This is a genomic window from Eisenbergiella tayi, from assembly GCF_001881565.1.
Taxonomy (GTDB): domain Bacteria; phylum Bacillota; class Clostridia; order Lachnospirales; family Lachnospiraceae; genus Eisenbergiella; species Eisenbergiella tayi.
Map to the genome: position 1 here is coordinate 244,834 of NZ_MPDJ01000001.1, position 25,313 is coordinate 270,146.

Genomic DNA, 25,313 nt, shown 5'->3' on the forward strand with positions numbered 1-25,313 from the left:
GTACGCACCTTTATAACGGTAAAGACATATGCCGGATTATCCGGCACAATTGTTACAGTTCAAACTGGAGAAAATGCATTTAATAACATAATTATTGTTATAAATAGAAAATCAAATTTGCTGTTTGAAATTCCAATTTTAAAATACCAAATATTCCAGCAAAAATATATGTTATAATTGTCCAATAATGAATGATATTTTTGTTTATATTTTCCTTGTTCATTTTATAACTATGCTTATTACATATAAAAATTTTTATTTTTATTCAATTTCCACAAAATTCAAACAAACAATTATTATGTTTTAAACAATTGACGGTTCACCGGAACAGTGCTATCCTCAAATTGAGAAAAGCGCAAAAATACATAATTATTGTCAGCAAAACAAAATCCAACATGCGGCTTCAGGGCCGTTTGGATAATCCGAAAAGGAGGTATCATTTGAAGACAAACAAGAAGCGGATCTCTCTTGACTTAAATAATCTGGAGCAGACCGCGCTGGTTGGTAAAGCCCTTTCTTCTGAAGTAAGGCTGGAAATACTGAAGCTTTTGATCGAAAAATCTGCAAACATCAGTGAAATTGCAGCGGCTTTCGGCCTTCCTCAGTCCTCTGCCGCCCTGCATGTAAAGGTATTGGAAGAAGCGGGTATGATATCCGTCAGCGAGAAACCCGGTGTGAGGGGCGCTCAAAAGGTCTGCGGCATTACCTTCGAGGACATTTACCTCAATGCCTTTCAGCATAAGATGGATCACAGCGACAGCAAGGAATTCCGGCAAATCATGCCTATCGGCAATTACTTTGATTTTGAGGTATCCGGCAACTGCGGCATCATAAGTGAAAAGGGCTACCTGGGCGTGGAGGATTCCCCTTCCAGCTTCTACTGTCATAACCGCAATGAAGCGCAGCTTCTCTGGTTTAACACAGGCTTTGTGGAATACAGGTTCCCCACCTATCTGTTAAAAAACTGCCGGTTAAAGGAAGTTTCCTTTTCCTTTGAAGTATGTTCTGAGGCTCCCGGTTATCAGAACGACTGGCCATCCGATATTACGGTATGGATCAATGGAAGAGAAATCGCCACCATTTTATCCCCCGGTGATTTCGGCGGAAGAAGGGGACGGCTGAATCCGGAATGGTGGGGTGATACCATGACACAATATGGGATTTATAAAACCATCAGGATCAATCCGCTGGGCTGCTTTGAGGATGATATCAAATGTTCGGATCTAACGCTTTCCGCTCTCTGTCTGAACGAAGGCAGCTATATAAGCTTCAGGCTCGGTGTCAAACCGGACGCCGTTCATGCAGGCGGCATGAATCTCTTCGGAGAAAAATTCGGTGATTATGCACAGGCCCTGGTCATGAAGGTAAAAGCTGCCAACGGCGATTCACAGAAGAAGGAACCAGATGATTTACAGCCCGATGGCGCTCCGGGCAGCAGCAGCGCCGGACAATCCGACCAATGACATCAGATGTCAGGTCCTATCAAATGAAGGAGGACATTAAATGAAAAAGAAACTCGTCAGTTTATTATTGGTTCTGGCCATGGCCGCGACCGGTCTTGCAGGCTGTGCAGGAAATTCTGCAGGCACAGGCGATTCCGCGGAGCAGTCCGGGGAAGCACAGGGAGAATCCCAAACTGTTTCTACCCCCCCCCCTCAAATTCCCAGGAGGATCTTACCTCACTGCGCGGCAATAAAACGCCGGATGAGGAAGAGATCGACAAAGTAAACACAACTCTCAATGACACCTATCTGGGGGACGTCTTCGACACGGTGATCCCCAACGATTATTCTGCATATCCCTACAAAGAGGATGTTACGCTGGACGTCTGGATGCCCAGCAATTCTATCCTGTCATCCGTATGCCCCGACCTGAATAACCAGCGTGTATTCAAGCAGTTACAGGAATTAACGGGCATCAAGCTCAATTTCATCGTCCCTACACTCGGGGAAGAAACCACTGATTTTAATCTGATGATCGCCAGCGGCGATCTGCCCGATATCATCATAGATGCGAAGCGCTATACCGGAGGCATCGCCGCCGGGGTCAATGAGGGCGCTTATCTCGACCTGACCGATATCGTGGATGAATATATGCCAAATTATTCCGCATGGAGAAATTCCGATGAGGAACGCCGTAAAACAACGATCACCGATGAAGGTATTGTCGGAGGCGTTTATGGCCTGGCCCCCTATAATGAATGGTGCTGGTTCGGTCTCCTGATCAAGCAGGAGGCTCTGGATAAGACCGGACTTCCCGTTCCCGAAACAGTTGATGAGCTGCATGATTTTCTTGTTGCCTGCAAGGAAGCCGGTTACTCCCAGCCGTTAAATTATGGCTCCAACTACGGCCAGATTTTCACCGGCATCATAAACGGCGCCTATGGGGTCTGGGACTGGATGTTTGTGGATGACAACGGCAAAGCTGCCTGGGGTCCCGGCCAGGAAAAAGCGAAGGAATATCTGACCACTATGCAGAACTGGTATAAAGAAGGGCTGATCAACACTGACTGGGCGACGGCTGACTTCAACCAGAGAATGGCCGAAGCGGTTTCCGGTGACTGTGCCGTTATGATGGATTCCCCCGATACCATGTGGGGCTACTGGAAGGAAGATAATGACATTGATTTTGTCGCCGCATTAAATCCCGTCCTGACAAAAGGCGAGCCTTCCAGACAGACATACCGCAACTTTAAACAAACCGGTTCCATCGCAGCAATCACCACCCAATGTGAAAATGTGGAAGCCGCCTGTGCGTTCCTGGATTTTGCCTTCACCAAAAAGGGGTGGGAAATTTATAACTATGGTTCCTATGGGGATGTTCACCTGATCGATGAAAACGGTCTCCCTTACTACATACCGGACGGACTGATGTACAACGATCCCGACGGGCAGCCCATCAGCAACCTGATCTGGAAATACCGCATTCATGATTTTGCAAACATCCGTGATGAACATAATTCCAATCCGCTGATCACAGCAGAAGGCAGCTATTCCGGCGATATCAGGAAATACTGGACGGAAACCATGGATTCCTCCGTCACCATGCCGCCGGTAACCCTCACTCCTGATGAATCCGCGCGCGAAGGTGAACTGGGCACAGTTCTGTCAACCATGAGAAATGAATATTTTTCCAAAATCATCATGGGGCAGCTTCCTGTAGACGCGTATGACGAATTCCTACAGAAAGCAAAGGCACAGGGACTGGACGAATTCGTCGGCTTATGGCAGGCGGCTCTGGATCGTTATAACGCGAGATAATCCCAGCGTTCCGATACGTATAATCCCTTCACCACCACGGATAGGAGTCCAACATGAAAGCATTTCAAAAAAAATCCTCTGTTTCCAGCGGCCCGGTCAGTTTCCGGGCCGCCCTGAAGAAAGACCTGAAAAAGAATTCCTTTGCCTATTTGCTCATTGTGCCCGTCCTGCTCTGGTATCTCGTTTTCTGCTATGCGCCCATGTGGGGTATCCTGCTGTCCTTCAAGGACTACAAGCCCCTTCTGGGCTTTGCAGGCAGCAAATGGGTGGGGCTGAAGCACTTCCAGAATTTCCTTTCCGGTCCCTATTTTTTCAGGACGATTAAAAATACCCTGATGCTGAACGTATGGGGACTGGCTTTCGGCTTCACCTCGCCGATCCTTCTGGCGTTGCTGCTCAACGAAGTCAAGTCCATGAAGTTTAAAAAGGTCGTCCAGACAATCACCTATATGCCCCACTTTATTTCCCTCATCGTCATCTGCGGTATGATTCATATTTTTACCCAGTCAGGCGGTATCCTGACACAGCTTGTGAACATGATCACCGGCACGGAGCACGCATCCCTCCTTGGGTATTCCAACATGTTCCGGCCCATATACACCTTTTCCGGCATCTGGCAGAATATCGGCTGGGATTCCATCATATATCTGTCCGCAATGAGTTCCATTGATCCGGGGCTGTATGAGGCGGCGGAAATTGACGGGGCGGGCAGGCTGCGCAAAATGTGGCATGTAACACTGCCGCAGATCCGTCCCACCATCATTATTCTGTTCATTTTTGCAGTCGGAGGCCTTATGGCTTCCGGACATGAAAAAATCATTCTGCTGTATAATCCTTTAACCTATGATACAGCAGATGTCATCGCATCCTATGTATACCGCCGCGGCCTGCAGGAAGCAAGCTACAGCTTCGCAACGGCTGTCGGCCTGATCAGTTCCGTCGTCAATTTCCTGCTTTTATGGATTACCAATAAGATATCCAAAAAGTATTCGGAAATCAGTATTTTTTAGGAGGCGCCGACATGAAAGAAACAAAACAAAAAAGTAAGATCGGGAAATGGTCACCTTCCAATATATCTTTCTCAATCTTCAACTATGTGCTGCTGACCTTCCTGACGCTCCTGTGCCTTTATCCGATGCTGCATGTATTATTCGCTTCGGTGAGCGATCCGACGAAACTGATCGCCCACCAGGGCGTATTACTGAAGCCACTTGGATTCACTCTGAGCGGCTACAGGCTCGTCTTTCAGGATAACAGCATTTTGATCGGGTTTAAAAATACGTTTCTTTACGTAGGGATTGGGACCTTTCTCAACATGGCGCTGACCATAATGGGCGCATATACCCTGTCCCGCCGGGATCTGATGCTCAAAAACGCCATCATGATCATCATTACCATCACCATGTTTTTCGGCGGAGGCCTGATCCCCTGGTTTCTGCTGATGAAGCAGATCGGACTTTACAATAACCTGTTGGCAATGGTGCTGCCCACAGCGCTTAACACCTGGAATATGATCATCCTGCGCACCGGCTTCCAGTCACTTCCTTACGAGCTGGAAGAAGCCGCGGTCATTGACGGCGCTTCTCAGGTAAAAATCCTGACAAAAGTCATTCTGCCGCTGTCCAAACCAGTGCTTGCCGTCATTTTCCTGTATTACCTTGTCGGCAACTGGAATTCCTGGTTCAACGCCATGGTATTGCTGAAGGATCGCGCTCTTTATCCTCTGCAGCTTCTGCTGAAGGAAATTCTGGTCATGAACGACTCCACCATGTCCTCTGTGGGCAGCGCGGGCGGCGTGTCCATAAACAGCGTGCAGGGTGCGACAGCCTACCGGGAACTGGTGAAATACTGCGTCACGGTAATCGTTACCGCGCCGATTTTATGCATCTATCCTTTCCTGCAGAAGTATTTTGTAAAAGGTGTTTTTGTGGGATCTATCAAGGGATAACTGCTATTTTTAATTATTGCCACATGGAATACAAAGCGGACAGGTGTACCAAATCATCATTTAGGTGCCTGTCCGTTTTGTACCCTTCCAGATGAGCCACAGGAAAATTCACTTTTCATAAAGACCCTATTTCCCCTCAATCGCCGTTAACCCCCTTCTACGCCTGTGCCTGGAACAGCATGAGAAGATGGAGCGAATCATTCGTCGGACTCCGATATCTAATGTCCCGCAAAAGAACATCCCACGGAAAAATTAGTTGAAAGTTTTCGTTATAACGGGTATAATGTCTTTATAAAATTTTTCTAACATCTTGCTTACTTCTTTTATTGAAGGAACTCTATTCTTCGATTATCCGATAATTTTTCTAACGGCCGAAAATCAAAATTATTTCCATGTATGAAACTTAATTTCTACATCCTACCATACACCTTCTATCTTTTTTATCGCCCCTTCTGACACAGTAAAAAGGAAAACATTGGCTTATCGCTTCTGTCCTTCCCCGTTCACATTGACTTGTAGTATTATATATGATACCATTTTGTAATAAAGGAGTAAAATGAGCACAATAGAAAAAAGATTGCAAAAATTCTATAAAAAGCCCATTCCCAATGATATTACTTTTTCTGACATAGAAGTATTGGCAGAATATTTCGGCTGTCAGATTATCACTGGTGGAAATCACAGTAAAAAAGTTGTCCACAAAGCATCTGGAACTGTTATTCCCATACCTGTTCATGGAAAGTATGTAAAAGAAGCTTATATTAAGGAACTAAAAGTTTTGTTTGATTCTGTCGGGAGGTCATAGAATGAAATACGAATTCGAAGTATATCAAATGCAGGTAGAAGATCATCTTTTTTGGGTTGCCAGGAGTAAAATTCTCAAAGGTTGCCTCGGGCAGGGTGATACTGCAGAAGATGCCATAAAAGAACTTGAAATAAACGAGGAAGAATGGATAGATACCGCAACTGTTTGCGGCATCCCCGTCCCCGCCCCCACAGTACATTCCCAATATGCATACAGCGGCAAGGTTTCTCTCCGTTTTTCACCTTTTACACATGAGGAAGCCAGTAATAATGCGAAAGCACTCAATATAAGCCTGAATCAATATATAAATGATGCTATTGTGTATTATAATGCACTCAACAAGAATAAAATCCAATTACAGCGGGAATTATTTGAATCAGAAGGCAGCCTCCATTTACCTGGAAAGTGAAAAAGAAGTAACTGATAAAACTTTTTTTATAAAATATATGATCGAAGTAAATTTTAACAGAAGCTCTTCAGAAATCGACTCATCAGATATGGCAGAGCAGGCCACCCTGATGATCTACCCGCATATACGCGCTGGTATTTCCACCACGATGAGCGCCGCCGGAATAGAACCTATAATTCTCCCCATGCTATCACTGGAATAATAAAATACTTCCCTGTTCCAAAGTAGATATTGATCAACACGCGCCTATCTGATAAATACGCAATTCCTTACGCATAAAAATATTTCCAAATTAATACATTTTTAATACATATTTTCTTTTCAATTCCGCAAAATAGTATTAAAATAACACTAAGCGGGTTCAGCCGCTGAATTGCAGGCCCGGTGCATCCGGTCCGTTTTATAACAACAGCCTTAAGAAAGGGGTTTAGAACAATGGCCAAAAAGTCAAATGGATTGGGAAGATTACTCGCCGCTGCTGCAGTTGTCGGTGCCGCTGCTGCCGGTACTTATTACTACCTCAAAAACAGAGAGAATTCAACAGACAGAGAAAAAACAGGCGGCGGAGAGGATTTTGATGAATTCGACATATTCGATGATGAAGATCTGAATGACGATTATTCCGACAGTATTTCCTCTGCTGCTGATGATGAACACGATGAAGCACAGGCTCACGCAAAAGGATTGGATATGCACTCCTCAGAGGAACATACTTCCGACAAACAGGGAAACGGCCGTTCTTATGTATCCCTTGATTTGAAAAAAGCAAAGGAAAAGGCTGACGCCCTTTTCAATGATGTGTCCGAAAAAGTGGAGGATACCGTACAGAAGATTAAATCTTCTGAAGAATATGAAACCCTTTCTTCCAAAGTGGACGAAGCGGTTACCAAGATCAAGAATTCCGAAGAATTTGAAAATGTCACCACCAAGATCAATGATACCGTGGAACGTATAAAAAACAGCAATGAATATGCCAATGTGGATGAGCAAATGGAATCCGCCCTCAACAAGGTAAAGGAAGCAACAGAAAAGGCAGTCAGCAAGGTAGGAGAAAAAATAAACGCCACCATGGGCGCAGCGGAAGATATGACCGGTAAGGCCGCCGACGCTGCCGCACAAACAGTTCATGAGGCTGCAGAGGATGTTAAGGACGCTGCTGACAGCGCCGCCGAAAAAGCGGAGGATGTTAAGGACGCTGTGGAAGACGCGGCGGAAGATATGGCAGATGCCGCAGCCGATAAGGCGGAGGAAATAAAAGAAGAATTATAAGAGTCCCGTACAGATTTGCAGGGCAGCCCTTACTGAATTCATTTTAAAACTTCAACGGAGCCTCAGACCAACGTTATCAAATTGGTCTGACGGCCCCGTTTTTCTTTTCCCGAGAGTCTTTTTACAATCTCTTTCTATCAATATATCCCCCGAATCCCGGTATCCGTATCCAGCGTATTCATGTTATAAAGAAGCACCACATCCGTTATGCCCGGATGTGCAGCGATAAATGCGGAAGGCCCGTCTTTATAATATCGGGTGTCAAACACGTAGATTTTCTTAAAATGCCGGACAAGGAAGGGTACCATGGAATTGGCATAGCTGTCCTTTATCAGGACAAGCTCTCTGTCCGTTTCTGCCGTTTCGTTGGTAATCTCCACCAGAGGATGGAGGTTATTCAGGAACAGGGAGTACTTATCCTTCTTCTGCGCATATTCCATATTATAAAGGGTGTCCGTTATCTCCCCCGTATCCTTATATTCCACTGTCAGGCGATCCGCAGGATTCGTGTAAATGGTAATCCCCTCTCCGGGATGGCTATAATCGCCGGATTTGGAATAAAGAGTGCCCTTAAAATCTTCAGTCACCACCTGCGGAATCAGTTTTTCCAGAGGGACCGGTTCCAGTCCCATTTTTTCACAGAAAACCCGGTACCCCTGGTACGCTCCTAACGTAGTCCAGTGATGATCCGTCCTGTAATACAACTTTTCCTCTCCGCAGGTGAGCAGCGCGCGGCTGCAGTCTATTGCCTCCATCCCGGAAGCCGTATACAGTGCCTGCGCCGTTTCCATCTGGTCTCTCCAGGGCGCATGCTCCGGCAGCTTTTCCCGGTACACATAAAAAGCGGTTGGTACCAGCATGAGTTTAGGCTCCGGCTGCCCTTCCCCCAATTCTCCGGCAAATTTACGCAGAGTCCCGGCAATCCGTTCCGTATTGGCAGGTTCCCGGTACTCTTCTATCAGATAGCCGTCCTCCGCAATAAAAACTCCATTGATTTCCTTCTTTCCCAGCGCAGTTTCCGTCTCCGTTTTCGCACCCACAAAAAAATCCCGGAAAGGGAAATGATCCGCCAGCCATGAATTCCAGTCCTCCATATACGCCCCGCTCACCACTCTTTCCAGCAAGAAATGAGGAAACGACGCCAGATAGCGGTTTTCATTTTCAGAAAAATCCTTTTTTTCACCAATAAAAAAGCCTGCCGACAGCATCAGCACCAGACCAGCCAGAATCAGCGCCGTCAGCCTTTCAAGTCTTTTTTCCATTCTTATCTCTTCCCTGCCAGTCTTCAGAATCTGAAATACAAAAACGGATTATAGGTATCATTTACCAGAAATGCCGTAGTCAGCAAAAACAGGAGGACATATCCTGCCAGCGACACGGCCCGCAATGCCGCCCCGCCCACGCTTCCCAAACTGCTCATTTTCCGTTTCATCCATGGATATACCGGAAATGCCAGCAGCACGGCAGCAAACAGGACCGCCCCATAATTGGATATATGCCACAGGAATTCCTCTCCCCACCAGGAATTCCCTGCGCAGGCCGCCATGGATCGCAGGTAAAGCCCTAAAGCCCCCATATCATCAAACACGAAAATAACAAAGCCAAACACCACAATCAGCAGCGTATAAGCATGCTGCACAATCGCCGGCAGCCTTTCCAGCCATCTGCCCCACACATATTTTTCCAACGCGAGCAGAAGTCCGTAATACAATCCCCATAGGACAAAATTCCATGCTGCCCCATGCCACAGACCCGTAAGGAACCAGACAATCAGCATATTCCGCAGATGCCTGGCCACACCCTTCCGGTTTCCTCCCAGCGGTATATATACGTAATCCCGGAACCAGGTGGACAGGGATATATGCCAGCGCCGCCAGAAATCCGTGACCGACACGGAAGAAAGAGGATAACGGAAATTTTCAGGAAAATGAAAGCCCAGCATCCATCCCATACCAATGGCCATATCGCTGTAGGCGCTGAAATCAAAATACAGCTGCAGAGTAAAGGCCGCCGCCCCGAGCCAGGCCGTTGCGGCCGAAACCTGGACAGCAGGAAGCAGACGGATTTCTTCCCACATGGCACCGACCTGATTGGCGATAAGCACCTTCTTGAAAAGCCCCTGCATGAACCGCAGGATTCCCTTTTCCGCCTCTTCCTTTTTTATCTTCCTGCTGTGCAGCTCCTCATTTACCGTGGCAAAACGGACAATAGGCCCCGCCACCAGCTGAGGAAACATGGATACATAAGTAAGGTAAGTGAAATAATTCTTTTCCACCGGCACCTTCCTTCTGTAAAGATCAATGCTGTAGCTCATTGTCTGAAAGGTAAAAAAACTGATCCCCACAGGAAGCCCCAGCCCAAGAGGGGCAAACGAGGTGCGGAATATGCTGTTAAACGTCATAATCAGGAAGTCCGCATATTTAAAAAATGCCAGCACAGAAAGGTTTATCACCACAGAACAGCACAGAAAAAAACGGCGCCTGCCCTGCGTCGTTCCAAACCGGGTCATGAGCCTGCCATTACAGAAATCCACTCCTGAGGCAAACAGCATAAGCAATATATAGACCGGTTCTCCCCATGCATAAAAAATAAGACTGAATACGAGCAGCACCCCGTTTTTCCAGGAATAAGGGACCGCATAATACAGTATCAGGCAAAACGGCAGGAAGAAAAACAAAAATGGGATACTGCTGAAAACCATATCCTTATCCGCCCTTCCTAAATTCCCACTCTGATGACTCTGATGATTTCATCCGCACGCTCGGAAATCACCAGATACACATAGCTGCCTTCTGTTTTTACACTGCTCTTATCCACGATTTCAAACTGGGCCGGAAGATAATCCTTCATTTCCCCGCTTTTTTCATCTCTCACAGTCTCCAGCGCCGCACTGATTTCCTCCGTGTCCGCTTCGTTCCTGACCTTCATAATGATAATGGTTTCCGCGCTCGTGGCATCCTCAGACATGGAAAACACATATTCTTCCAGCTTATCCGGATCAATCCCATAATAATTGCTGATAAAGCTGTCCGTCATGGTTACCGGCGAGCACAGCTCCACCTTCTGCGTGATCTCCTCATAAATATCCTGCACAGATTTGGCTTCTTCCGCTTTGGATTCCTCTGCCCCGCCTTCGTTTCCGGCTTCCTGCGCCGCCTCGTCAGCCCCCGGCTGATCCTCTTTCATGGAAACCGCCTGCGTTTCCGTTTCCCCTGCAGCCTTTCCGCAGCCTCCCAGCACGAATGCCGTAATTGCCAAACAGGCAAACATACCTCTCCAACCTGCCTTTTTCCTCATGTAAATCCGACTCCTTTCCTGCACTCGTGCTCTTTATCCTTCTTCTGCGAAATTTCCGGTAACTTCCATATGTTCATCCAGCTGACGCCTTGCATAATCCCGGAGTACAGACACCCATACATCATAGGCCTCCGGTCTCTGGTGGGCAAAATCATCGCTGCAGTATTCCACCGCCAAATCCCCGTTTTCATCTGCCAGAGGCTGGGAAATATCCACAAAGCCCCATCCTTTTTCATCTGCCAGCTTTTCCAGTTCCTGATTATATTGCCGGATGATATCATTCTGCAGCATGCCGACCTCCTTCCCGTGAAGGATATAGGTCATGCTCATGATATTTATTTCTGCATCCGGATCCGTCTCTTTGATCTTATCGACCAATTCTTCATATTTTTTACAGGTTCCTTCCACTCCGTTGATATTCAGATCATTCATACCCAGCATCAGAAAAACCCGTTTGCTTCCCATCATGGCGATGGATTCCCATATTTGATGCTGCTCCCCCCGGTAAACCGGATGGACACTTTTATCATCCACAGGCCACAGGGCATTATTTACTGAAAAACTTCCGGCCGCCAGAAACTGAGGCCTGCTCAAAAAAGTATCCTGTCTTTTCATGGCATAATTCCGAAATCCCAGCATGATGGAATCCCCGACAAAGACAGCATTATCAAAATAGGCGTCCACCTCTGCTTCAGCCTTCTTTTCTTCTTCCGTAAGCTCCGGTTCCGCATTTTCGGCGGCTTCAGCTCCCGACGACATTTCTCCGGATCCCATCTCCACGGCCTTCATCTCTTCCGCCAGCGCCATATCCTTCCACATACTTTTAACAAGCTCCGGCTTCCTTTCCCGTTCCAGTTCCATAATTCTGGGCTTCTTTTCCACCGTACTTTCCAGCGTCCGTCTCTCTGCAGCGTATACTGTGGTCAAACTGCTCCCCACAATAAAAATAACCGCCGCTAAGGCAGTCACCCTATATTTCCAGCCTTTTCCTATTCTTCTTGCTCCTTTTTTCATTATTTTCACCCTTATCTGCTGCGTATGCTTTTGTGTTCCTTCTGTTCTTTTAAAGTCTACATGTAAGATGCATCAAATCCCCATCAAAATTGCATCATTTTTGCATCATTTTGTAATTTTGTGTCGTAAAAGGGCGAAAAAACAAAGAGCCGGTGACTTGGCTGGGTCCACAATTTCCTCCGGGCTCTCCTGCTTCTCCCTGCCGCTCCCCGGTCTTTGCCGGCGGTAACTCTGTGTCCTCAGGGCCAGACAAAAAAAGGGGCAGTTTCTAACCATTTTATTCCCGCAATTCACTGCCATCGCGGCTATAACTCCTCCCTTCGGTCGTCAGACAGCGCCGCTAAGGGCGGCAGTGAATTGCGGGAATAAAACGGTAAGAAACTGCACCCTTTTTTTGAGATGGTCCTGAGGGCACAGAGATTCCGCCGGCAAAGACCGGGGAGCGGCAGGGAGAAGCAGGAGGGCCCGGAGGAAATTGTGGACCGGTCAAGTCGCCGGCTCTTTGTTTTTTCTGAAGGTTGTGTTGTTTGTAACCAACCAGTGTTGGCTACCATGGTATTTCGCGAAAAAAACGGTCACGCATTACCAGGCGGTTTTCGTCGGAGTGGACGGCGGGTTCATCGGCTTCGTAGCAGAATTTCAGGATTGTATAGTCTCCTGGTGTAATGCCTTCCGATTGGGGACTTTCTTCACTGGCGGCGTAGCAGCGCATGGTGAAGCCTTGGGGGCGGAGGCGGTTGAAGAGGAGCTTGGCCTGCATGTTTATTCCTGTCAGGATCATGTGGGCGGCGTAATTTGTTGTGTCTTGGCACCAGTTGATGCTGGAACAGGGGTTGGTGAGAATAACGATTCTCTTTTCTTTACCTTTCTCCAGCATGGGGATGGAGCGCCGCATGCATTCATGGATTTGATAAATCCGGTCTGCTGTAAATGCGGCCAGTTTGTCGTAATCCCTTATGGTGCCTGCAGGACCGTCATTTTCCGGGTAGTCTGTATCCGGAGTCAGGATTAAAAGGTCAAGGGGCTGTTTTTCCAACTCTTTCCAGTCGTCTTCTCTCATGTCTGACGCGTTCTTCCTGATGATGTGGTAGCCTTTTTCTGATAAGAAGGACGCGGTCTGTGCTGCGGCAGGTTTATCCGCATTATATATTAAGGCTGTTTTCATTTCTTTTACTCCGATCCGCACACTTTATTGTAGAAAAGATGAAAGCGGCATGTAAATTCCGGGGGGAAAATCTTATATTTCCTCCGGGTTTTCTTAAAAAGGCCATAGTTCGCCTTTGATATCTGTCATGATGAGGGCATCCTCATAGCCTCGGGAGGATGTAAACTGGCGGTATGCCGCCTGCGCGCTTTCTTCGGGCTCATAGCGTCCGCGGACTGCCTTTTCGTCTCCTGCCATATAGGAACGGACCCATCCGGGGTGGTAGAGGCGGAAGGTGTATCCTTTGGGCTGCAGTTCATTGAACAGCAGGCGGACGCACATGTTAAGGGCTGCCTTGGAGGTACAGTAGGAGCTGTCTCCGTCTCCTGTCCTGTGGAGCATAGACATGCTTCCGGCTTCTGATGAGAAAAAGCAGAGTCGCTTTTTTCCGGTTTCCATAAGAGGGAGAAAAAGCTCTGTTACCCGCAGGGTTCCCACTGTATTGGTGTTCAGGGTGGAGCGGAAGCCTTCCCGGGTATCGTCCCTGATGATTCCGGCACAGTTTACCAGGATATCTACTTTGCCGCATATGTCGGCAGTCCTGCGCACAGCGTCTTTTACGGATTCCGTGTTTCCCACATCAAGGGCGATACAGGTGACCTGGTCCGGATATTTCTCCCTGAGGCCTTCCAGGGCTTTCCATCCGGGCATATACTGACCTGCCAGTACCTGATAGCCATGCATGGCAAACTGTTCGCACAGGGCAAAGCCCACGCCTCTGTCCGCCCCGGTTATAAATACCTGTTCCACATTGTCCCCCTCCTTCATGCCTGGCCGTCCGTGCACCAGCGAATAGCATTTCTTATAAGCTTTCTGAATTCAGGGTTTTCCCATACGGATAAAATATGTCCGGGTGCAAGAACACAAAGCCTTCCCTTTCCCACCATACGAACATATCCGCCCATCTGATTTCCTCCCGTTTCCGACCGGGTGGTGAGTAAAGGCAGGATATCTTCTGCCAGATGATCCAGCTGATAATGCTCGTCACGTATGGTAAAATCCGAAACACCTTCCGTAACCGGGTGTTCTCTCTCCACATGCACCTTCACTTCACATCTGGCCGGATGGGTCACAAAGCTGTTCCCTACAAATTCCGTGTATTCCCTGCATTCATCCGCGGTAAAGCTGTTTCCCGAATGAATGGAAAGGAATCCGCCGCCCTGCTCCACATAGCTTTTGAGTTCCTTCGGGCCTACCTCCGTCACTCCATTATCAAACCACGGCGCATCGTTTCCGCAGTTCAGCACATTCCCTTTCGCGTTCACTATCAGCGGATACCGTCTGAGCATTTCAGGCGTGAGAATGTCCTTGGCATCCTTCACAAAATCCAGCTCAAAGCCTTCCTCCGTCAAGAAAGCCATCCCTTTTTCCACCACTTCCGCGGGATGCCATTTGTCATCGCATAATACCAGTATTTTCATTCTGTAACCTCCCTTTTATTATTTACTTCCAGTATAACTTTTTTTAACGTAAAATCAACTGTTTTCTTTTGGATAAAAAGAACCGGCCTTCCCGGCCGGTTCCGTTCTTCATATCATATTTTCCGGCATCTCGGAATCATTCCTCTTAAAGGATATATACAGGTGCACTAGTTATCCGCAGAAGCCCTTTCCATATCAAACTCCTTTAAAATCTCAAGACTGCTGCTCGTTCCAATCCGTTCTGCACCTGCATCTATCATTTGTCTGCATACCTCCCAGGAACGGATCCCGCCGGCAGCCTTAACTTTCACATGATCACCAACCGTTTCCTTCATCAGGCGTACATCCGATGCATCTGCACCCGATGTTCCGAAGCCAGTGCTGGTTTTTATAAAATCAGGGCCTGCTTCTTTTGCTATCTCTGCGGTCTTCTTTATTTCTTCCCGGGTAAGATAGCAATTTTCAAAAATTACCTTACATAACACATTTCCATCCCGGCAGACCTTAACAATACTTTCCATTTCCTTTTTGATATAAGAATAATTTCCATTTTTCAATTCGCCTATATTTATCACATAATCAATCTCATCCGCACCATCTTCTATGGCTTTTTGGGTTTCAAATACCTTGGTTTCTATTGTAGTCTGGCCCAGCGGAAATGAGATAGCCGCTCCCACATGAACTCCCGTTCCTTTCAGCAGTTTACTGCAGAACGAAACCGGTGCGGAATTAATTGCTACCATAGCAAACCTGCCATCCTTCGCCTGACGGCAAAGCTCCTCAAGCATCTGATGATCCGCAAAAGGCTTTAAACAGGTATGGTCAAACATCCCGCACAGCTGTTCCCGGGTTATTGTCTTACTGTTCATTCCGGTTCTTTCCTCTCCATAACTCCATCCGGCCATCTTCTGTTCAGTTCCCGGCTTCTACCGTTACAACTTCCACATCCTTTTCTTCTATGGCCTTCAGGCTCTTTTTGTCTGCCCCTGTATCTGTTATAAAGACATCTATTTCAGATACATCAGCGTATTTAGTAAATGATACGTTATTAATCTTACTATGATCCGCCAACAGCACCTTATGCCTGGAATTAGCAATCAGACATTTTTTAATCCTGGCGGTATCCAGATTCGGAGTTGTCAGCCCCTTTACAGCATCTACGCCGTTTCCTGCCAAAAAGAGAACATCCAGATACAGATCCTGTAAAGTTCTCAGAGCTGCTTCTCCTGTCAGGTAATGAAAATGCTTTCTGATTTCTCCTCCAGCCAAAAACACGGCATGTTCTGTATTGGAATCCAAAAAAGCCGCTATATTTAAATCATAAGTAACAATAGTAAGCCTTGAAAACTCCGTAAGCAGTTTTACCAGTTCATAAGTGGTGGTTCCTGCATCCAATCCAATACAATCGCCTTCTCTGATATACTGCAGAGCTTGTCTTGCCACCGCCTCTTTCTCACCCTGAAACAAAATTTCCCTGTCCACAAAATTCATTTCATAATTAACAGACTGAGTGGATATCGCCCCTCCATGGGTGCGCTTAATAAGCCCCTTTTCATCCAGTTCATTCAGATCATTGCGTATTGTGGCTCTCGACACATCAAATTTATCACATAGCTGTGTCACTGTAGCCTTTTCATTTTTATTGATAAATTCTATAATCCTGCTTTTTCTTTCTTCAGCAAACATTCCCTGTTCTGTGCTGCCGCCCATGCGTTATCCTCCCAGTTCTTAATTTTCAGCGAAATCCGTCATTTTCTTCCGAAAGCATCCCGCTTCACATTCGAGCTGCTGCGCTTTTCCAGTTCTACCCATTCAAGTTCCTGCGCCTGCCATCGGCATATTAATATCTGCTTCATTTCACATTCCTTGTAATAACAGATTATAGCATATTTTTTATCAATCAGGATACCATTTTCCATTTATTTCCTATAAAATCCCTGCCTCTTTTTATTTTCTTAAATAATTTCTCCGTTAGACTCAATCACACTCTTATACCAGTATCCCGAGTCCTTAATAATCCGCCTGTTCGTCTCAAAATCCACATACACAAGACCAAATCGATTTCCATATCCTGTAGCCCACTCAAAATTATCCGTCAGAGTCCAATGAAAATAACCCCCGATATCAATTCCTTCCTCCGCCGCCCTTTTAAGCTGCTTCAGATATTTATGTGTAAAATCAATTCTCTGCGGATCATGTACCTTCCCGTCCAAATGAATCCAGTCCGTATTAGATAAACCATTTTCCGTAACAATAATCTGCGTGTGATAACGTTCAGAGAAAAATTTAGGTCCCCAATAAAGAGCCTGCGGGGTTATCGGCCAGGGATATGCCGTTTTATCATATCCGGGTTTATGGTCCACCGTGATACAGCTGCCATCTTCCGCCGCCTTTCCCAGATAAGTCTGATATACATTAATCCCCAGAAAATCAACCGGCTGAGATATCAGCTTCATATCTCCCTGCCCAATCCGGGGCATATATTCTTCCACTATCTTTACAGCACTTTCCGGATACTTTCCCAGAAAAACCGGATCCATCCACCATGCGCTGCCTCCCACCTGGTCCTCATCTGCACAGAAGGTCTGTTTTCTGCATGCTTCAATATCCGCCGGATCATCACTGACGGGAGACCATAGCCACCAGGCGGCTGGCGCATAGCCGATAACCGGGGTTTTCCTGGCCTCCGCTCTGATTGCCTGTATACTGCGGCCATGGGCAAGAAGAGAATTATGCGCTGCCTGCAGACAATCCTTTTTGTTCATTTTCAGTCCCGGTGCATGAATGCCCGATGCCATTCCGCTGCCTATATAGCACTGAGGTTCATTCTGTGTAATCCAATGATCCACCCTGTCGGAAAGCCGGTTCATCACTGCCAAGGTATATTCCGCAAACCATTCCGGCATATCGGGATTCAGCCATCCTCCTTTAAGATAAAGCTCATAGGGTAAATCCCAGTGAAACAAAGTGATATAAGGAGTAATCCCCCGTTCCAAAAGGCTGTCTACCATCCTGTCATAAAAATCCAGACCCTTTTCATTTACTTGTCCGTTTCCTTCAGGCATAATTCTTGGCCAGGACAGGGAAAACCGATATGCATTCATCGAAAGCTCTTTCATAATATCAATATCCTCTTCTATCCGATGATATTGATCACAGGCTACATCCCCGTTGGTTCCGTCCGCTACCCGCCCCTTTTCATGGGTGAATACATCCCAAATCGATAATCCTTTTCCATCAGCATTCATACCGCCTTCATTCTGATAAGACGCGGTTGCCGCTCCCCAGGCAAAATCTTTTTTAAATATCATAATCTCTACACCCCTTCCCTATAATGAAATCAGCCTTTTACTGCACCTACCATCATACCATCAATAAAATTCTTTTGAAATATTAAAAAGAAAATCATAATAGGCAGAACCGCCATACATGCTCCCAGCATCAATGCCCCATAATTCACATCAAAATTAGGCTGCGCCAGAAGAGCCATCGCTACCGGCACCGTATATTTTTTCGTTGAATTAAGGAGTACAAGGGGTACATAATAATTTCCCCATTGATTAACAAAAGACAGGATTCCCAGAGAAGTCAGCGCCGGCTTCATGTTCGGCAGCACGATGGTAAAAAAGATCCTGCTTTCACCCGCCCCGTCTATTCTGGCCGCTTCAATCAATTCCCTCGGATAGGACAGCATGGACTGCCTCATCAGGAATACACCGAACGCCCCGGGCAATCCGGACAAAATAACAGACCAATAGGAATCGATCATGTTCATTCCCGAAAACTGGATATACAACGGAACCATAAGTACCTGAACCGGTATCATCATTGCCGCCAGGCAAACCATAAACAGAGTATCTCTTCCCTTAAATTGATATTGGGCAAACCCATATCCCGCCATTGCATCAATGATTAACACCAGAATGGTAAATATAGCGGCAATAAATATAGAGCTGAACAGGTTATTCCAAATGGGAAGCACCTCCAGCAGATCTTTATAGTTCTGTACAATATTGGTGCCCAGCCTGAAGGAATAGGCAAAATTAAAAACCTGTGAATTGGTATGCGTAGCGGCAAGAAATGTCCACAGATAGGGAAACAGCGCGACGATCACGCAGAGAATCAGTACCACATAAGAAAGAATGACCGGTATCTTTATCTTCTTCATCTCTTATTTCTCCTTTCCTGCACGCATCTGTATCATTGTCAGTATAACAACTATAAAAACCACTACATAGGAACCCGCACACGCAATTCCAAAATTAAAATTCTTAAATCCCATATTATACAGGTACAGCATTACCGTCGTCGTACTTCCGGTAGGTCCTCCATGAGTAATAATGTTTGGTTCGGTAAACATTTGCACCGCTCCGTTCACACTTGTAACCATCACCAGAATGATCATATTTTTCAGCAAAGGGATTGTAATGGAAAAAAACTGCTGGATACGGCTTGCTCCATCGATTGCTGCCGCTTCATATAATTCACCCGGAATATTCTGAAGCCCCGACAACACAATGATAGTATTATACCCGGTCCATTTCCAGGTCTGTGCAATTACAATCATCATAGTAGCCAGCCATGGATTTATGTACCAGGATGTTGGGGTAAATCCTAATTTTCCAATTATGCTGTTCACAAATCCCTGGTCGTTAAATAACAGGGAAAAAATAACAGAGTAACTTACCGCATCAATCAGAACCGGAATAAAGATTGCCATTCTGAAAAATCCCTTTCCCTTCACCATCTTGGAATTCAGAAAGCAGGCCAGTACCATGGCAAGAAAAATCATAATAGGGACCTGAATGATGCCTATTTTAAATGTATTTAATATTGACTGAAAAAAAGATTTATCCGACAGAAGGAACATATAATTTTTAATCCCCGAAAAATTTACCGTTCCTCCTTTATAGGTTCCAAAACTCAGCACTATAGAATACAAAACCGGATATACTGCAAACAGGACAAAAACAATCAGGAACGGGGTAATGAAGCACCAGGGAGCCAATTTCATTTTCAGTTTATAACTCATATATATCCACCTTCCCTATACCGGCAGGTGACGGTACCTGCGTACCGCCACCTGCAGTCATTCAACCGCCTTATTCGTTTCTCAGGAATTCAAGCTGTTTTTGTGCTTTATCTGTTGCTTCTGTCAGCACAGAATCCATATCTTTGCCATCAACAAATACCGGGCCTACGGCATCAGACTGGAAAATCTGTCCAATGTCTGTAAAGTATGCCGGGAAAGGAAGATCCGGTATCTCTTCGCATAACTGTGCCGCCAGTGCAGCCGGAGACATTCCGAAATACTCATCTGTTTTTGTATAGGACTCATCCGTATAAGCCGGCATATAAGCATCAAACAATGTGGATACTTCCATATTTATTCTGCTGCCTTCCGTAGATAAGAAAAACCATTCGATAAATCCTTTACAAAGCTCCGGATATTTCGTAGATGAGGAAACCATCACAGTAGAACCGCCTGAATTCACCTGATTATTTCCGCCTTCTTCCACTGCAGGCAGTGGTATGCAGGACCATTTTCCTGCCTGATCCGCCAGATTCTCTTTCAGTGTTCCTGCAAACCATACACCATAAGGAACCGTACAGAGACTGTCATTTGCGAGAGCGGTAATTCTGTCTGTCCATTCGTTGGGCAGATTCATGGCGATATCTTCATCTATCATTTTCTGGAAGATACCAAAAGCGGTGGTAACTGCATCGCTGTTAAACTGTACGTTCCCGCTTTCATCAAAGAAAGAGCCGCCCTGTTCGTAAAAAATAATCAAGGGCATATCAAAACTGCTTGTTCCATTATAATCAAATCCCATGATCTTAGTTTTTCCGTTTGTTTTCTCGTTGATTACCTTACCTGCCTCAATATAATCATCCCAGGTCTTGATATCTTCCGGATTCACACCGCATTCTTCAAAGATATCTGTCCTGTAAAACAACATGGCTGGAGCCACATCCCAGGGTGCAGCCAGCCATGTATCCCCATCCTTCAAAAGAGGAATTACCGCGGGCACCAGATCCTTTTCATATTTGGCCATAAGATCCGAAATATCCAGGAAAGAACCGGCATATTTGTCAAAAGCAGTCAGGTCATCTCTGTTCTGGAACTGCATGATATCCGGAACCCCGGTTCCTGTTGTAAGCTGTGTAAACAGCTTGGTATTATCTGCCACCTGTTCCACAGTAATTTTCGCCTCCGGATGCATTTCCATAAAACGATCCGCACCTTCAACGATTGCCGTATAGGAAGAATTCCATGCCGTAATTGTTATCTCACCAGATAAATCCCAGAGGCTTTCCTGCTCATCCGCCGATGCCTGGCTTTCCATACTCTCTGTTGCTTTCTGTTCTTCAGCTGTCTGTTCATTCTGTACCGGCGCACTCACTGCAGGTTCCTGCTGCGCGGAATTTCCGCCGCAGGCCGTAAGAGATGCTGCCAATATAGCCCCCAGACAGACTGATGTCACTTTTTTTAACTGCCTTTTCATAAAAATACCTCCTTCTTTTTTAGAAACGCTTTGTTTTCGTATTTTATCTTTTGTTATCGTTTCTTGCTTTTTATTGTATCATATATTTTCCTTTTTTCAATTTATTTTTTATATATTTCAACATTTCCTATGTTTTATCCAAATTCGCCATTGCTTTTTTGTGTACTTTTTCTTGTTTACATTTATTGTTTATTATCTTTTATTATTGATTATTGTTTTTAGTTGGGTTATACTCTATATGAAACAGCAGTTTATCATTTTCTTTTGTACTTTTCACGAAGAGAAAGGGGTTAGTCTTTATGCAAAAAACATTTCGCAAACGAATAATCACCCAGATCGGTATACTTACCGAAGATATCCAGACGGCAAAAACCGCCTGGGAAAAATTTCTGGGCCTTCCCAGTCAGCAGATCAGTCAGTCTGATGGTTATGCACAGACACACGCTGTTTATCGCGGGGAACCGCTCGAGGGCCGTATTTATCAGGTATGTTTTAATTTTGAAAACATCGAGCTGGAATTGATACAGCCTGTCGGAGACGTCCCCTCATATTGGAAAGAGTGCCTGGAAAAAAATGGCCCTGGTATCCATCACATTTCCTTCGCTGTAAAAAATATGGATAAATGCATTGACGACTGCGAAGAGCTCGGCATTCCTTCTATCCAGCGCGGTGATTTTCCGGGAGGCCGTTATGCCTATCTTGATGCATCTGATTCTATGAATGTAGTTCTTGAGCTGCTTGAAAAAGAACAGGAGGTACTTTCCTGATGAAGCGTTTTGTATTAGTTACCGGATCCGGTAAAGGACTGGGCCTGCATGTTACAAAAAAACATCTGGAAATCGGTGATCAGCTATATGTCCTGGAACATACTATTACAGAGGAGCTTACCGCTCTGCAGCATTCTTTCCCAACTTCACTTACCGTCAAACAGTGTGACCTAGGAAAAACAGATGAAGTAACTGCTGCCATGCAGGAACTGGCAGACCGGGGAACATCCCTTGACATCATTTATAACATAGCCGGGATTTTCTTTCCCTCCGACCGTGTCCCTTTGGTACAGACAGACATCGACCGCTGTATGCTTCTTTATAATGTGAATGCATTAGGCCCGCTGCGCGTTCTTAAAAATGCAGTTTCCCTGCTTAAATCCGGTACAGTCGTAATGAATGTCACCTCCGAATCCGGCAGTGTGGGAGACTGCGTACGCACCGCTGAATATGGCTACAGTATGTCCAAGTCCGCTTTCAACATGGCTTCCAAAATCTTCTCCAACCAATTTGCAGAAAAGGGGGTACGGGTTTTCTGTTACCACCCCGGATGGATGAAAACAGATATGGGCGGGGAAGGAGCGCTGTTAAGCCCTACCTCACTGTCCCCTGAAGAAGCGGCTGATGCGATTATGGACATAACTCTGCACCCCGCTCAGATCCCTCCGGAAGTAATGTATCTTGATTATCAGAAAAATCCTCTGAACTGGTGATTTTCCACTGCGTTAACCTGTACGGATTCCTCTGATTTCTTATAAAATAACAGGGTATTCCCCAAGCCGTTTTCAGCTTTGGGGATACCCTGTTATTTTTAACTGCAAAGGTACCGGCTCCGCAATCATATCTCAATTCCCGATTTTCTTAAAATCGAAAAACATGTTTAATCCCCTGTGCCCTGGCAGCCTTATCAAATGCCGTCATTGCTTCCTCCAGAGAATAACAATCCGTTATCAGTAATTTTACGTTCAGAAGATTTTCCGCCACAAATTCCATGGTTTTTCTGAATTGTGCAATACTGGACCGCGTGGATCCCGTTAGGTATAATTCCTTATAATGTACCTGATTTGTATCAATAGGCACAGGCTCCTTTTCCGCCGGAAGCCCCCCAAAAAAGTTAATCCGTCCTCCAATATTCATCAATTCCGGCATCATTGCCTGCGCCTGAGGAGCCGGACAGGCAACGACCGCCACATCCAGACCTCTTCCGCCCGTCCAGTCTCTGACATATTCCGGAAGCTCTCCGCCGGTATAGGTATCAATAAACGGGAAAATACTCTTACAATATGCCAGCCTTTCCTCCTGGATATCATTCACAAGAACACGGGCTCCTGCCATATGCAGCAGCATGGCATGGCACATGCCGATCGCTCCCGCACCCACCACCATAGCCCTTTCTCCGGGCTTTACATGACATTTGGTAAAGCCATTATAAGCACAGGAAAGAGGTTCTACCACAGCTGCCTCCTGCGGCGTAACTCCTTCCGGCAGCACCATCAGATTCCCCCGTATCACTGCCTCGGCAGGTATCCTGACATATTCTGCAAATGCACCGTCCATATTGATTCCGAAGGCCTTATAGCTCTCGCAAAGATGAAAGGCTCCCGACACACACCTGTCGCAGATTCCGCAGCCGATATTAGGCTGCATGGCCACCTTCATGCCTTTTTTGTAGAAAGGGACTTTACTTCCTGTTTCGACTATAGTTCCCGAAAATTCATGTCCAAGTGTAAGCGGATGTTCTGCATCCACTCCTTTGTGTCCATTTTTCCACATTCTGATATCCGTTCCGCAAACAGCGGCAGCATCCGTTTTAAGCAGAATTTCTTCCTCTGTAATTTGGGGCTCGGGTATCTCCACCAACCTGATATCTCCTGCCCCAAACAGTCTTAAAGCCCGCATATTTCCATCTCCTCTTTCCATCCGGACAGCATTTTAAGCATCTGCCGGTGCCGTATTATTTTCTTACGATAGATCTCACTGTTATGTGGTTCGGGAATATAACAGTCTTTCCCTGCAATTGCAGACTTTATCTTCCCTTTATAATCCTTCAGCAATCCCACCGCTGCTCCGGCCACTGCCGCGCTTCCTATCAGAGCCGTTTCCCCCGTTTCACAGGTCTGAACCTGGATTTCCAGCACATCCGCCTTAATTTGATTAAGCAGCCTTGATTTGGAACCTCCCCCCACCACATTCAGCTTTTCAAAATTTTCCTTATGAAACAAATCCCTTAAAATCTCCAGATAAATGGCATATTCACAGGCAATGCTTTCCAATACGGCTCTGTACATATCCGCTTTTGTATGATTAAAATCCAACCCCAGGAAGGCCCCTTTCATTCCCGGTTCAGGAGGAAGCACTCTTCCTGAAAAGTGAGGATTAAACAAAAGGCCATTACAGCCGGCCGGTATTCTCCGCGCCATCTCTTCCAGTTCCTCATAGCTCATTGCCGGTTCCCCTGTAAGCTGATCTCTCAGCCACCGGATACACAGCCCGCCTCCTGCAATATAAGATAACGGCAGCCATAAGCCTTCCATGGGACTTCTCATCATAACCAGAGTTTTGTTTTTCCGATCGGGTACATATGCGTCCACCACGCTGCACAGAATGGATGCCGTTCCCGCACAGTCCAAAAGCATTCCCGTTTCAAACATACCTGATCCAAAAGTACTTGCCGCCGAATCCCCCAGACCGGCAGTTACCGGAATACCTGAAATCAGGTCGGCTTCTTTAGCGAAACGCTCTGTTGTAGTACCAATTATCTCAAAGGGAGATACTATCCTGGGCAATTTTTCGCTTTCTATCCCGAAATGCGTCATCAGTCCTTCATTCCACTGCTTTTTCTCATTGTCGCTGAAATTATTGAAATGCAGGCAGGTATGATCAAATACCGCCTTATCCGCCTTATTTCCGACCATCTTTCCTGTCACATAGCCATGCGGAAGCACAAATGCCGCCGTCTTCTCATACTGCTGCGGACGCTGATGCTTCCACCAGAGTATTTTGGCAGCATGGCTGCCGGTAACCGGTCCTCCGCTGCATGTGAGAATCTCATCACCAGCCTCACTTTCCAAAAGCTTTATGTAGCTGCTGCAGCGTGTATCCAGCCAGGAATCATAACAGGTGGATGCTTCTCCCTCTTTATCTATCCCCATGATCCCGGCCATCTGACTGTCAACTCCTATTGCTTCCACGCAAGATGGGGACGCCCCGGTTTTATCCATCAAATTCCTGACAGTACGCACACAGGAACCATAAATTTCATCAGGTTCCTGCCATATTTCCCCGGCCTTTTCTCCTAACAAACGGGAAGCTTCAAAGGAAGTGCCGATCACCTGAAGCTGCTCATCCAGCAGAGCCGCTTTGGTTCCCTGCGTTCCTATATCAATACTTATCAAATATCTGTCCACCCGGCA

The 25,313-nt window shown here is 46.2% G+C and carries 26 protein-coding genes; 10 read left to right on the plus strand and 16 right to left on the minus strand.

The window, feature by feature from the left end; all coding sequences use genetic code 11:
- The first annotated feature begins 440 nt into the window (after positions 1–440).
- The 8 genes from BLA28_RS00980 to BLA28_RS01020 all read left to right on the plus strand — a co-directional run bounded on the left by BLA28_RS00980 (position 441) and on the right by BLA28_RS01020 (position 7,691).
- Positions 441–1,463, plus strand: a complete 1,023-nt coding sequence (locus BLA28_RS00980) for an ArsR/SmtB family transcription factor (protein ID WP_069155690.1) — start codon at positions 441–443, stop codon at positions 1,461–1,463.
- A gap of 40 nt (positions 1,464–1,503) precedes the next feature.
- Positions 1,504–1,728: a hypothetical protein gene (locus BLA28_RS33945; RefSeq protein WP_069155691.1), complete on the plus strand. Its 225-nt coding sequence runs from the start codon at positions 1,504–1,506 to the stop codon at positions 1,726–1,728.
- Between the two features lie 44 nt (positions 1,729–1,772).
- Entirely contained in the window at positions 1,773–3,260 is a 1,488-nt protein-coding gene (locus tag BLA28_RS00990) for an extracellular solute-binding protein (RefSeq protein ID WP_207650787.1), read from the plus strand.
- Positions 3,261–3,313: 53 nt separating this feature from the next.
- The gene (locus BLA28_RS00995; protein WP_069155692.1) at positions 3,314–4,270 is read left to right on the plus strand and encodes an ABC transporter permease; all 957 of its coding nucleotides are present in this window, start codon (positions 3,314–3,316) and stop codon (positions 4,268–4,270) included.
- Positions 4,271–4,281: 11 nt separating this feature from the next.
- The gene (locus tag BLA28_RS01000; RefSeq protein ID WP_081329789.1) at positions 4,282–5,208 is read left to right on the plus strand and encodes a carbohydrate ABC transporter permease; all 927 of its coding nucleotides are present in this window, start codon (positions 4,282–4,284) and stop codon (positions 5,206–5,208) included.
- A gap of 556 nt (positions 5,209–5,764) precedes the next feature.
- Positions 5,765–6,013 (plus strand): hypothetical protein, encoded by a 249-nt coding sequence (locus BLA28_RS01005; protein ID WP_009254378.1) that lies wholly within the window; start codon positions 5,765–5,767, stop codon positions 6,011–6,013.
- 1 nt (position 6,014) lies between these two features.
- Complete coding sequence (locus tag BLA28_RS01010) at positions 6,015–6,422, plus strand: toxin-antitoxin system HicB family antitoxin (RefSeq protein ID WP_050018713.1); 408 nt, start codon at positions 6,015–6,017, stop codon at positions 6,420–6,422.
- 435 nt (positions 6,423–6,857) lie between these two features.
- On the plus strand, positions 6,858–7,691 hold the full coding sequence (locus BLA28_RS01020) for a hypothetical protein (protein ID WP_069155693.1): 834 nt from the start codon (positions 6,858–6,860) through the stop codon (positions 7,689–7,691).
- 137 nt (positions 7,692–7,828) lie between these two features.
- Here BLA28_RS01020 and BLA28_RS01025 read toward each other — a convergent pair whose 3' ends face one another.
- From BLA28_RS01025 to BLA28_RS01090, 14 genes are all read right to left on the minus strand, one after another.
- Positions 7,829–8,953 (minus strand): DHHW family protein, encoded by a 1,125-nt coding sequence (locus BLA28_RS01025; protein WP_242880545.1) that lies wholly within the window; start codon positions 8,951–8,953, stop codon positions 7,829–7,831.
- A gap of 23 nt (positions 8,954–8,976) precedes the next feature.
- Positions 8,977–10,392 carry an MBOAT family O-acyltransferase gene (locus BLA28_RS01030; RefSeq protein WP_069155695.1) on the minus strand — a complete coding sequence of 472 codons (1,416 nt, stop codon included), beginning with the start codon at positions 10,390–10,392 and terminating at the stop codon, positions 8,977–8,979.
- Between the two features lie 17 nt (positions 10,393–10,409).
- A complete protein-coding gene (locus tag BLA28_RS01035; RefSeq protein WP_069155696.1) occupies positions 10,410–10,988 on the minus strand; it encodes a DUF4358 domain-containing protein in 579 nt (192 codons plus the stop codon).
- Positions 10,989–11,021: 33 nt separating this feature from the next.
- Complete coding sequence (locus BLA28_RS01040; protein ID WP_069155697.1) at positions 11,022–12,002, minus strand: GDSL-type esterase/lipase family protein; 981 nt, start codon at positions 12,000–12,002, stop codon at positions 11,022–11,024.
- 547 nt (positions 12,003–12,549) lie between these two features.
- Positions 12,550–13,167, minus strand: a complete 618-nt coding sequence (locus tag BLA28_RS01050; protein WP_069155699.1) for a hypothetical protein — start codon at positions 13,165–13,167, stop codon at positions 12,550–12,552.
- Positions 13,168–13,260: 93 nt separating this feature from the next.
- The gene (locus tag BLA28_RS01055; RefSeq protein WP_242880546.1) at positions 13,261–13,956 is read right to left on the minus strand and encodes an SDR family NAD(P)-dependent oxidoreductase; all 696 of its coding nucleotides are present in this window, start codon (positions 13,954–13,956) and stop codon (positions 13,261–13,263) included.
- Between the two features lie 14 nt (positions 13,957–13,970).
- Entirely contained in the window at positions 13,971–14,627 is a 657-nt protein-coding gene (locus tag BLA28_RS01060; protein ID WP_069155701.1) for a ThuA domain-containing protein, read from the minus strand.
- A 167-nt stretch (positions 14,628–14,794) separates the two neighbouring features.
- Complete coding sequence (deoC, locus tag BLA28_RS01065) at positions 14,795–15,496, minus strand: deoxyribose-phosphate aldolase (RefSeq protein ID WP_069156553.1); 702 nt, start codon at positions 15,494–15,496, stop codon at positions 14,795–14,797.
- Positions 15,497–15,539: 43 nt separating this feature from the next.
- On the minus strand, positions 15,540–16,337 hold the full coding sequence (locus BLA28_RS01070; protein ID WP_071698864.1) for a DeoR/GlpR family DNA-binding transcription regulator: 798 nt from the start codon (positions 16,335–16,337) through the stop codon (positions 15,540–15,542).
- A 38-nt stretch (positions 16,338–16,375) separates the two neighbouring features.
- Positions 16,376–16,546 (minus strand): hypothetical protein, encoded by a 171-nt coding sequence (locus BLA28_RS33630; RefSeq protein WP_009254392.1) that lies wholly within the window; start codon positions 16,544–16,546, stop codon positions 16,376–16,378.
- A gap of 36 nt (positions 16,547–16,582) precedes the next feature.
- Positions 16,583–17,938: a GH1 family beta-glucosidase gene (locus BLA28_RS01075; RefSeq protein WP_069155702.1), complete on the minus strand. Its 1,356-nt coding sequence runs from the start codon at positions 17,936–17,938 to the stop codon at positions 16,583–16,585.
- 29 nt (positions 17,939–17,967) lie between these two features.
- Positions 17,968–18,795, minus strand: coding sequence for a carbohydrate ABC transporter permease (locus BLA28_RS01080; protein ID WP_069155703.1), 828 nt, complete (start codon positions 18,793–18,795; stop codon positions 17,968–17,970).
- A 3-nt stretch (positions 18,796–18,798) separates the two neighbouring features.
- Positions 18,799–19,659 (minus strand): carbohydrate ABC transporter permease, encoded by an 861-nt coding sequence (locus tag BLA28_RS01085; protein ID WP_081329790.1) that lies wholly within the window; start codon positions 19,657–19,659, stop codon positions 18,799–18,801.
- Positions 19,660–19,729: 70 nt separating this feature from the next.
- The gene (locus tag BLA28_RS01090; protein ID WP_071698865.1) at positions 19,730–21,133 is read right to left on the minus strand and encodes an ABC transporter substrate-binding protein; all 1,404 of its coding nucleotides are present in this window, start codon (positions 21,131–21,133) and stop codon (positions 19,730–19,732) included.
- Positions 21,134–21,432: 299 nt separating this feature from the next.
- Between BLA28_RS01090 and BLA28_RS01095 the strand changes: the two genes are divergently transcribed.
- Both BLA28_RS01095 and BLA28_RS01100 read left to right on the plus strand, forming a co-directional pair.
- A complete protein-coding gene (locus BLA28_RS01095; RefSeq protein ID WP_069155706.1) occupies positions 21,433–21,900 on the plus strand; it encodes a VOC family protein in 468 nt (155 codons plus the stop codon).
- The gene (locus BLA28_RS01100) at positions 21,900–22,613 is read left to right on the plus strand and encodes an SDR family NAD(P)-dependent oxidoreductase (RefSeq protein ID WP_069155707.1); all 714 of its coding nucleotides are present in this window, start codon (positions 21,900–21,902) and stop codon (positions 22,611–22,613) included. The genes BLA28_RS01095 and BLA28_RS01100 overlap by 1 nt, the downstream gene beginning before the upstream one ends.
- A 148-nt stretch (positions 22,614–22,761) precedes the next feature.
- On the opposite strand, the gene BLA28_RS01105 is transcribed toward BLA28_RS01100, so the two are convergent.
- Positions 22,762–23,799 carry an alcohol dehydrogenase catalytic domain-containing protein gene (locus BLA28_RS01105; protein WP_069155708.1) on the minus strand — a complete coding sequence of 346 codons (1,038 nt, stop codon included), beginning with the start codon at positions 23,797–23,799 and terminating at the stop codon, positions 22,762–22,764.
- Positions 23,787–25,307: a xylulokinase gene (locus tag BLA28_RS01110; RefSeq protein WP_242880547.1), complete on the minus strand. Its 1,521-nt coding sequence runs from the start codon at positions 25,305–25,307 to the stop codon at positions 23,787–23,789. Before BLA28_RS01110 ends, BLA28_RS01105 begins: the two co-directional genes overlap by 13 nt.
- Positions 25,308–25,313: the final 6 nt, after the last annotated feature.

Coding starts and splice junctions, on each gene's coding strand:
- BLA28_RS33945 (WP_069155691.1), top strand. CDS start 1,504: ATGAAAAAGAAACTCGTCAGTTTATTATTGGTTCTGGCCATGGCCGCG.
- BLA28_RS00995 (WP_069155692.1), top strand. CDS start 3,314: ATGAAAGCATTTCAAAAAAAATCCTCTGTTTCCAGCGGCCCGGTCAGT.
- BLA28_RS01000 (WP_081329789.1), top strand. CDS start 4,282: ATGAAAGAAACAAAACAAAAAAGTAAGATCGGGAAATGGTCACCTTCC.
- BLA28_RS01005 (WP_009254378.1), top strand. CDS start 5,765: ATGAGCACAATAGAAAAAAGATTGCAAAAATTCTATAAAAAGCCCATT.
- BLA28_RS01010 (WP_050018713.1), top strand. CDS start 6,015: ATGAAATACGAATTCGAAGTATATCAAATGCAGGTAGAAGATCATCTT.
- BLA28_RS01020 (WP_069155693.1), top strand. CDS start 6,858: ATGGCCAAAAAGTCAAATGGATTGGGAAGATTACTCGCCGCTGCTGCA.
- BLA28_RS01025 (WP_242880545.1), bottom strand. CDS start 8,953: ATGGAAAAAAGACTTGAAAGGCTGACGGCGCTGATTCTGGCTGGTCTG.
- BLA28_RS01030 (WP_069155695.1), bottom strand. CDS start 10,392: ATGGTTTTCAGCAGTATCCCATTTTTGTTTTTCTTCCTGCCGTTTTGC.
- BLA28_RS01035 (WP_069155696.1), bottom strand. CDS start 10,988: ATGAGGAAAAAGGCAGGTTGGAGAGGTATGTTTGCCTGTTTGGCAATT.
- BLA28_RS01040 (WP_069155697.1), bottom strand. CDS start 12,002: ATGAAAAAAGGAGCAAGAAGAATAGGAAAAGGCTGGAAATATAGGGTG.
- BLA28_RS01050 (WP_069155699.1), bottom strand. CDS start 13,167: ATGAAAACAGCCTTAATATATAATGCGGATAAACCTGCCGCAGCACAG.
- BLA28_RS01060 (WP_069155701.1), bottom strand. CDS start 14,627: ATGAAAATACTGGTATTATGCGATGACAAATGGCATCCCGCGGAAGTG.
- deoC (WP_069156553.1), bottom strand. CDS start 15,496: ATGAACAGTAAGACAATAACCCGGGAACAGCTGTGCGGGATGTTTGAC.
- BLA28_RS01070 (WP_071698864.1), bottom strand. CDS start 16,337: ATGGGCGGCAGCACAGAACAGGGAATGTTTGCTGAAGAAAGAAAAAGC.
- BLA28_RS33630 (WP_009254392.1), bottom strand. CDS start 16,546: ATGGAAAATGGTATCCTGATTGATAAAAAATATGCTATAATCTGTTAT.
- BLA28_RS01075 (WP_069155702.1), bottom strand. CDS start 17,938: ATGATATTTAAAAAAGATTTTGCCTGGGGAGCGGCAACCGCGTCTTAT.
- BLA28_RS01080 (WP_069155703.1), bottom strand. CDS start 18,795: ATGAAGAAGATAAAGATACCGGTCATTCTTTCTTATGTGGTACTGATT.
- BLA28_RS01085 (WP_081329790.1), bottom strand. CDS start 19,659: ATGAGTTATAAACTGAAAATGAAATTGGCTCCCTGGTGCTTCATTACC.
- BLA28_RS01090 (WP_071698865.1), bottom strand. CDS start 21,133: ATGAAAAGGCAGTTAAAAAAAGTGACATCAGTCTGTCTGGGGGCTATA.
- BLA28_RS01095 (WP_069155706.1), top strand. CDS start 21,433: ATGCAAAAAACATTTCGCAAACGAATAATCACCCAGATCGGTATACTT.
- BLA28_RS01100 (WP_069155707.1), top strand. CDS start 21,900: ATGAAGCGTTTTGTATTAGTTACCGGATCCGGTAAAGGACTGGGCCTG.
- BLA28_RS01105 (WP_069155708.1), bottom strand. CDS start 23,799: ATGCGGGCTTTAAGACTGTTTGGGGCAGGAGATATCAGGTTGGTGGAG.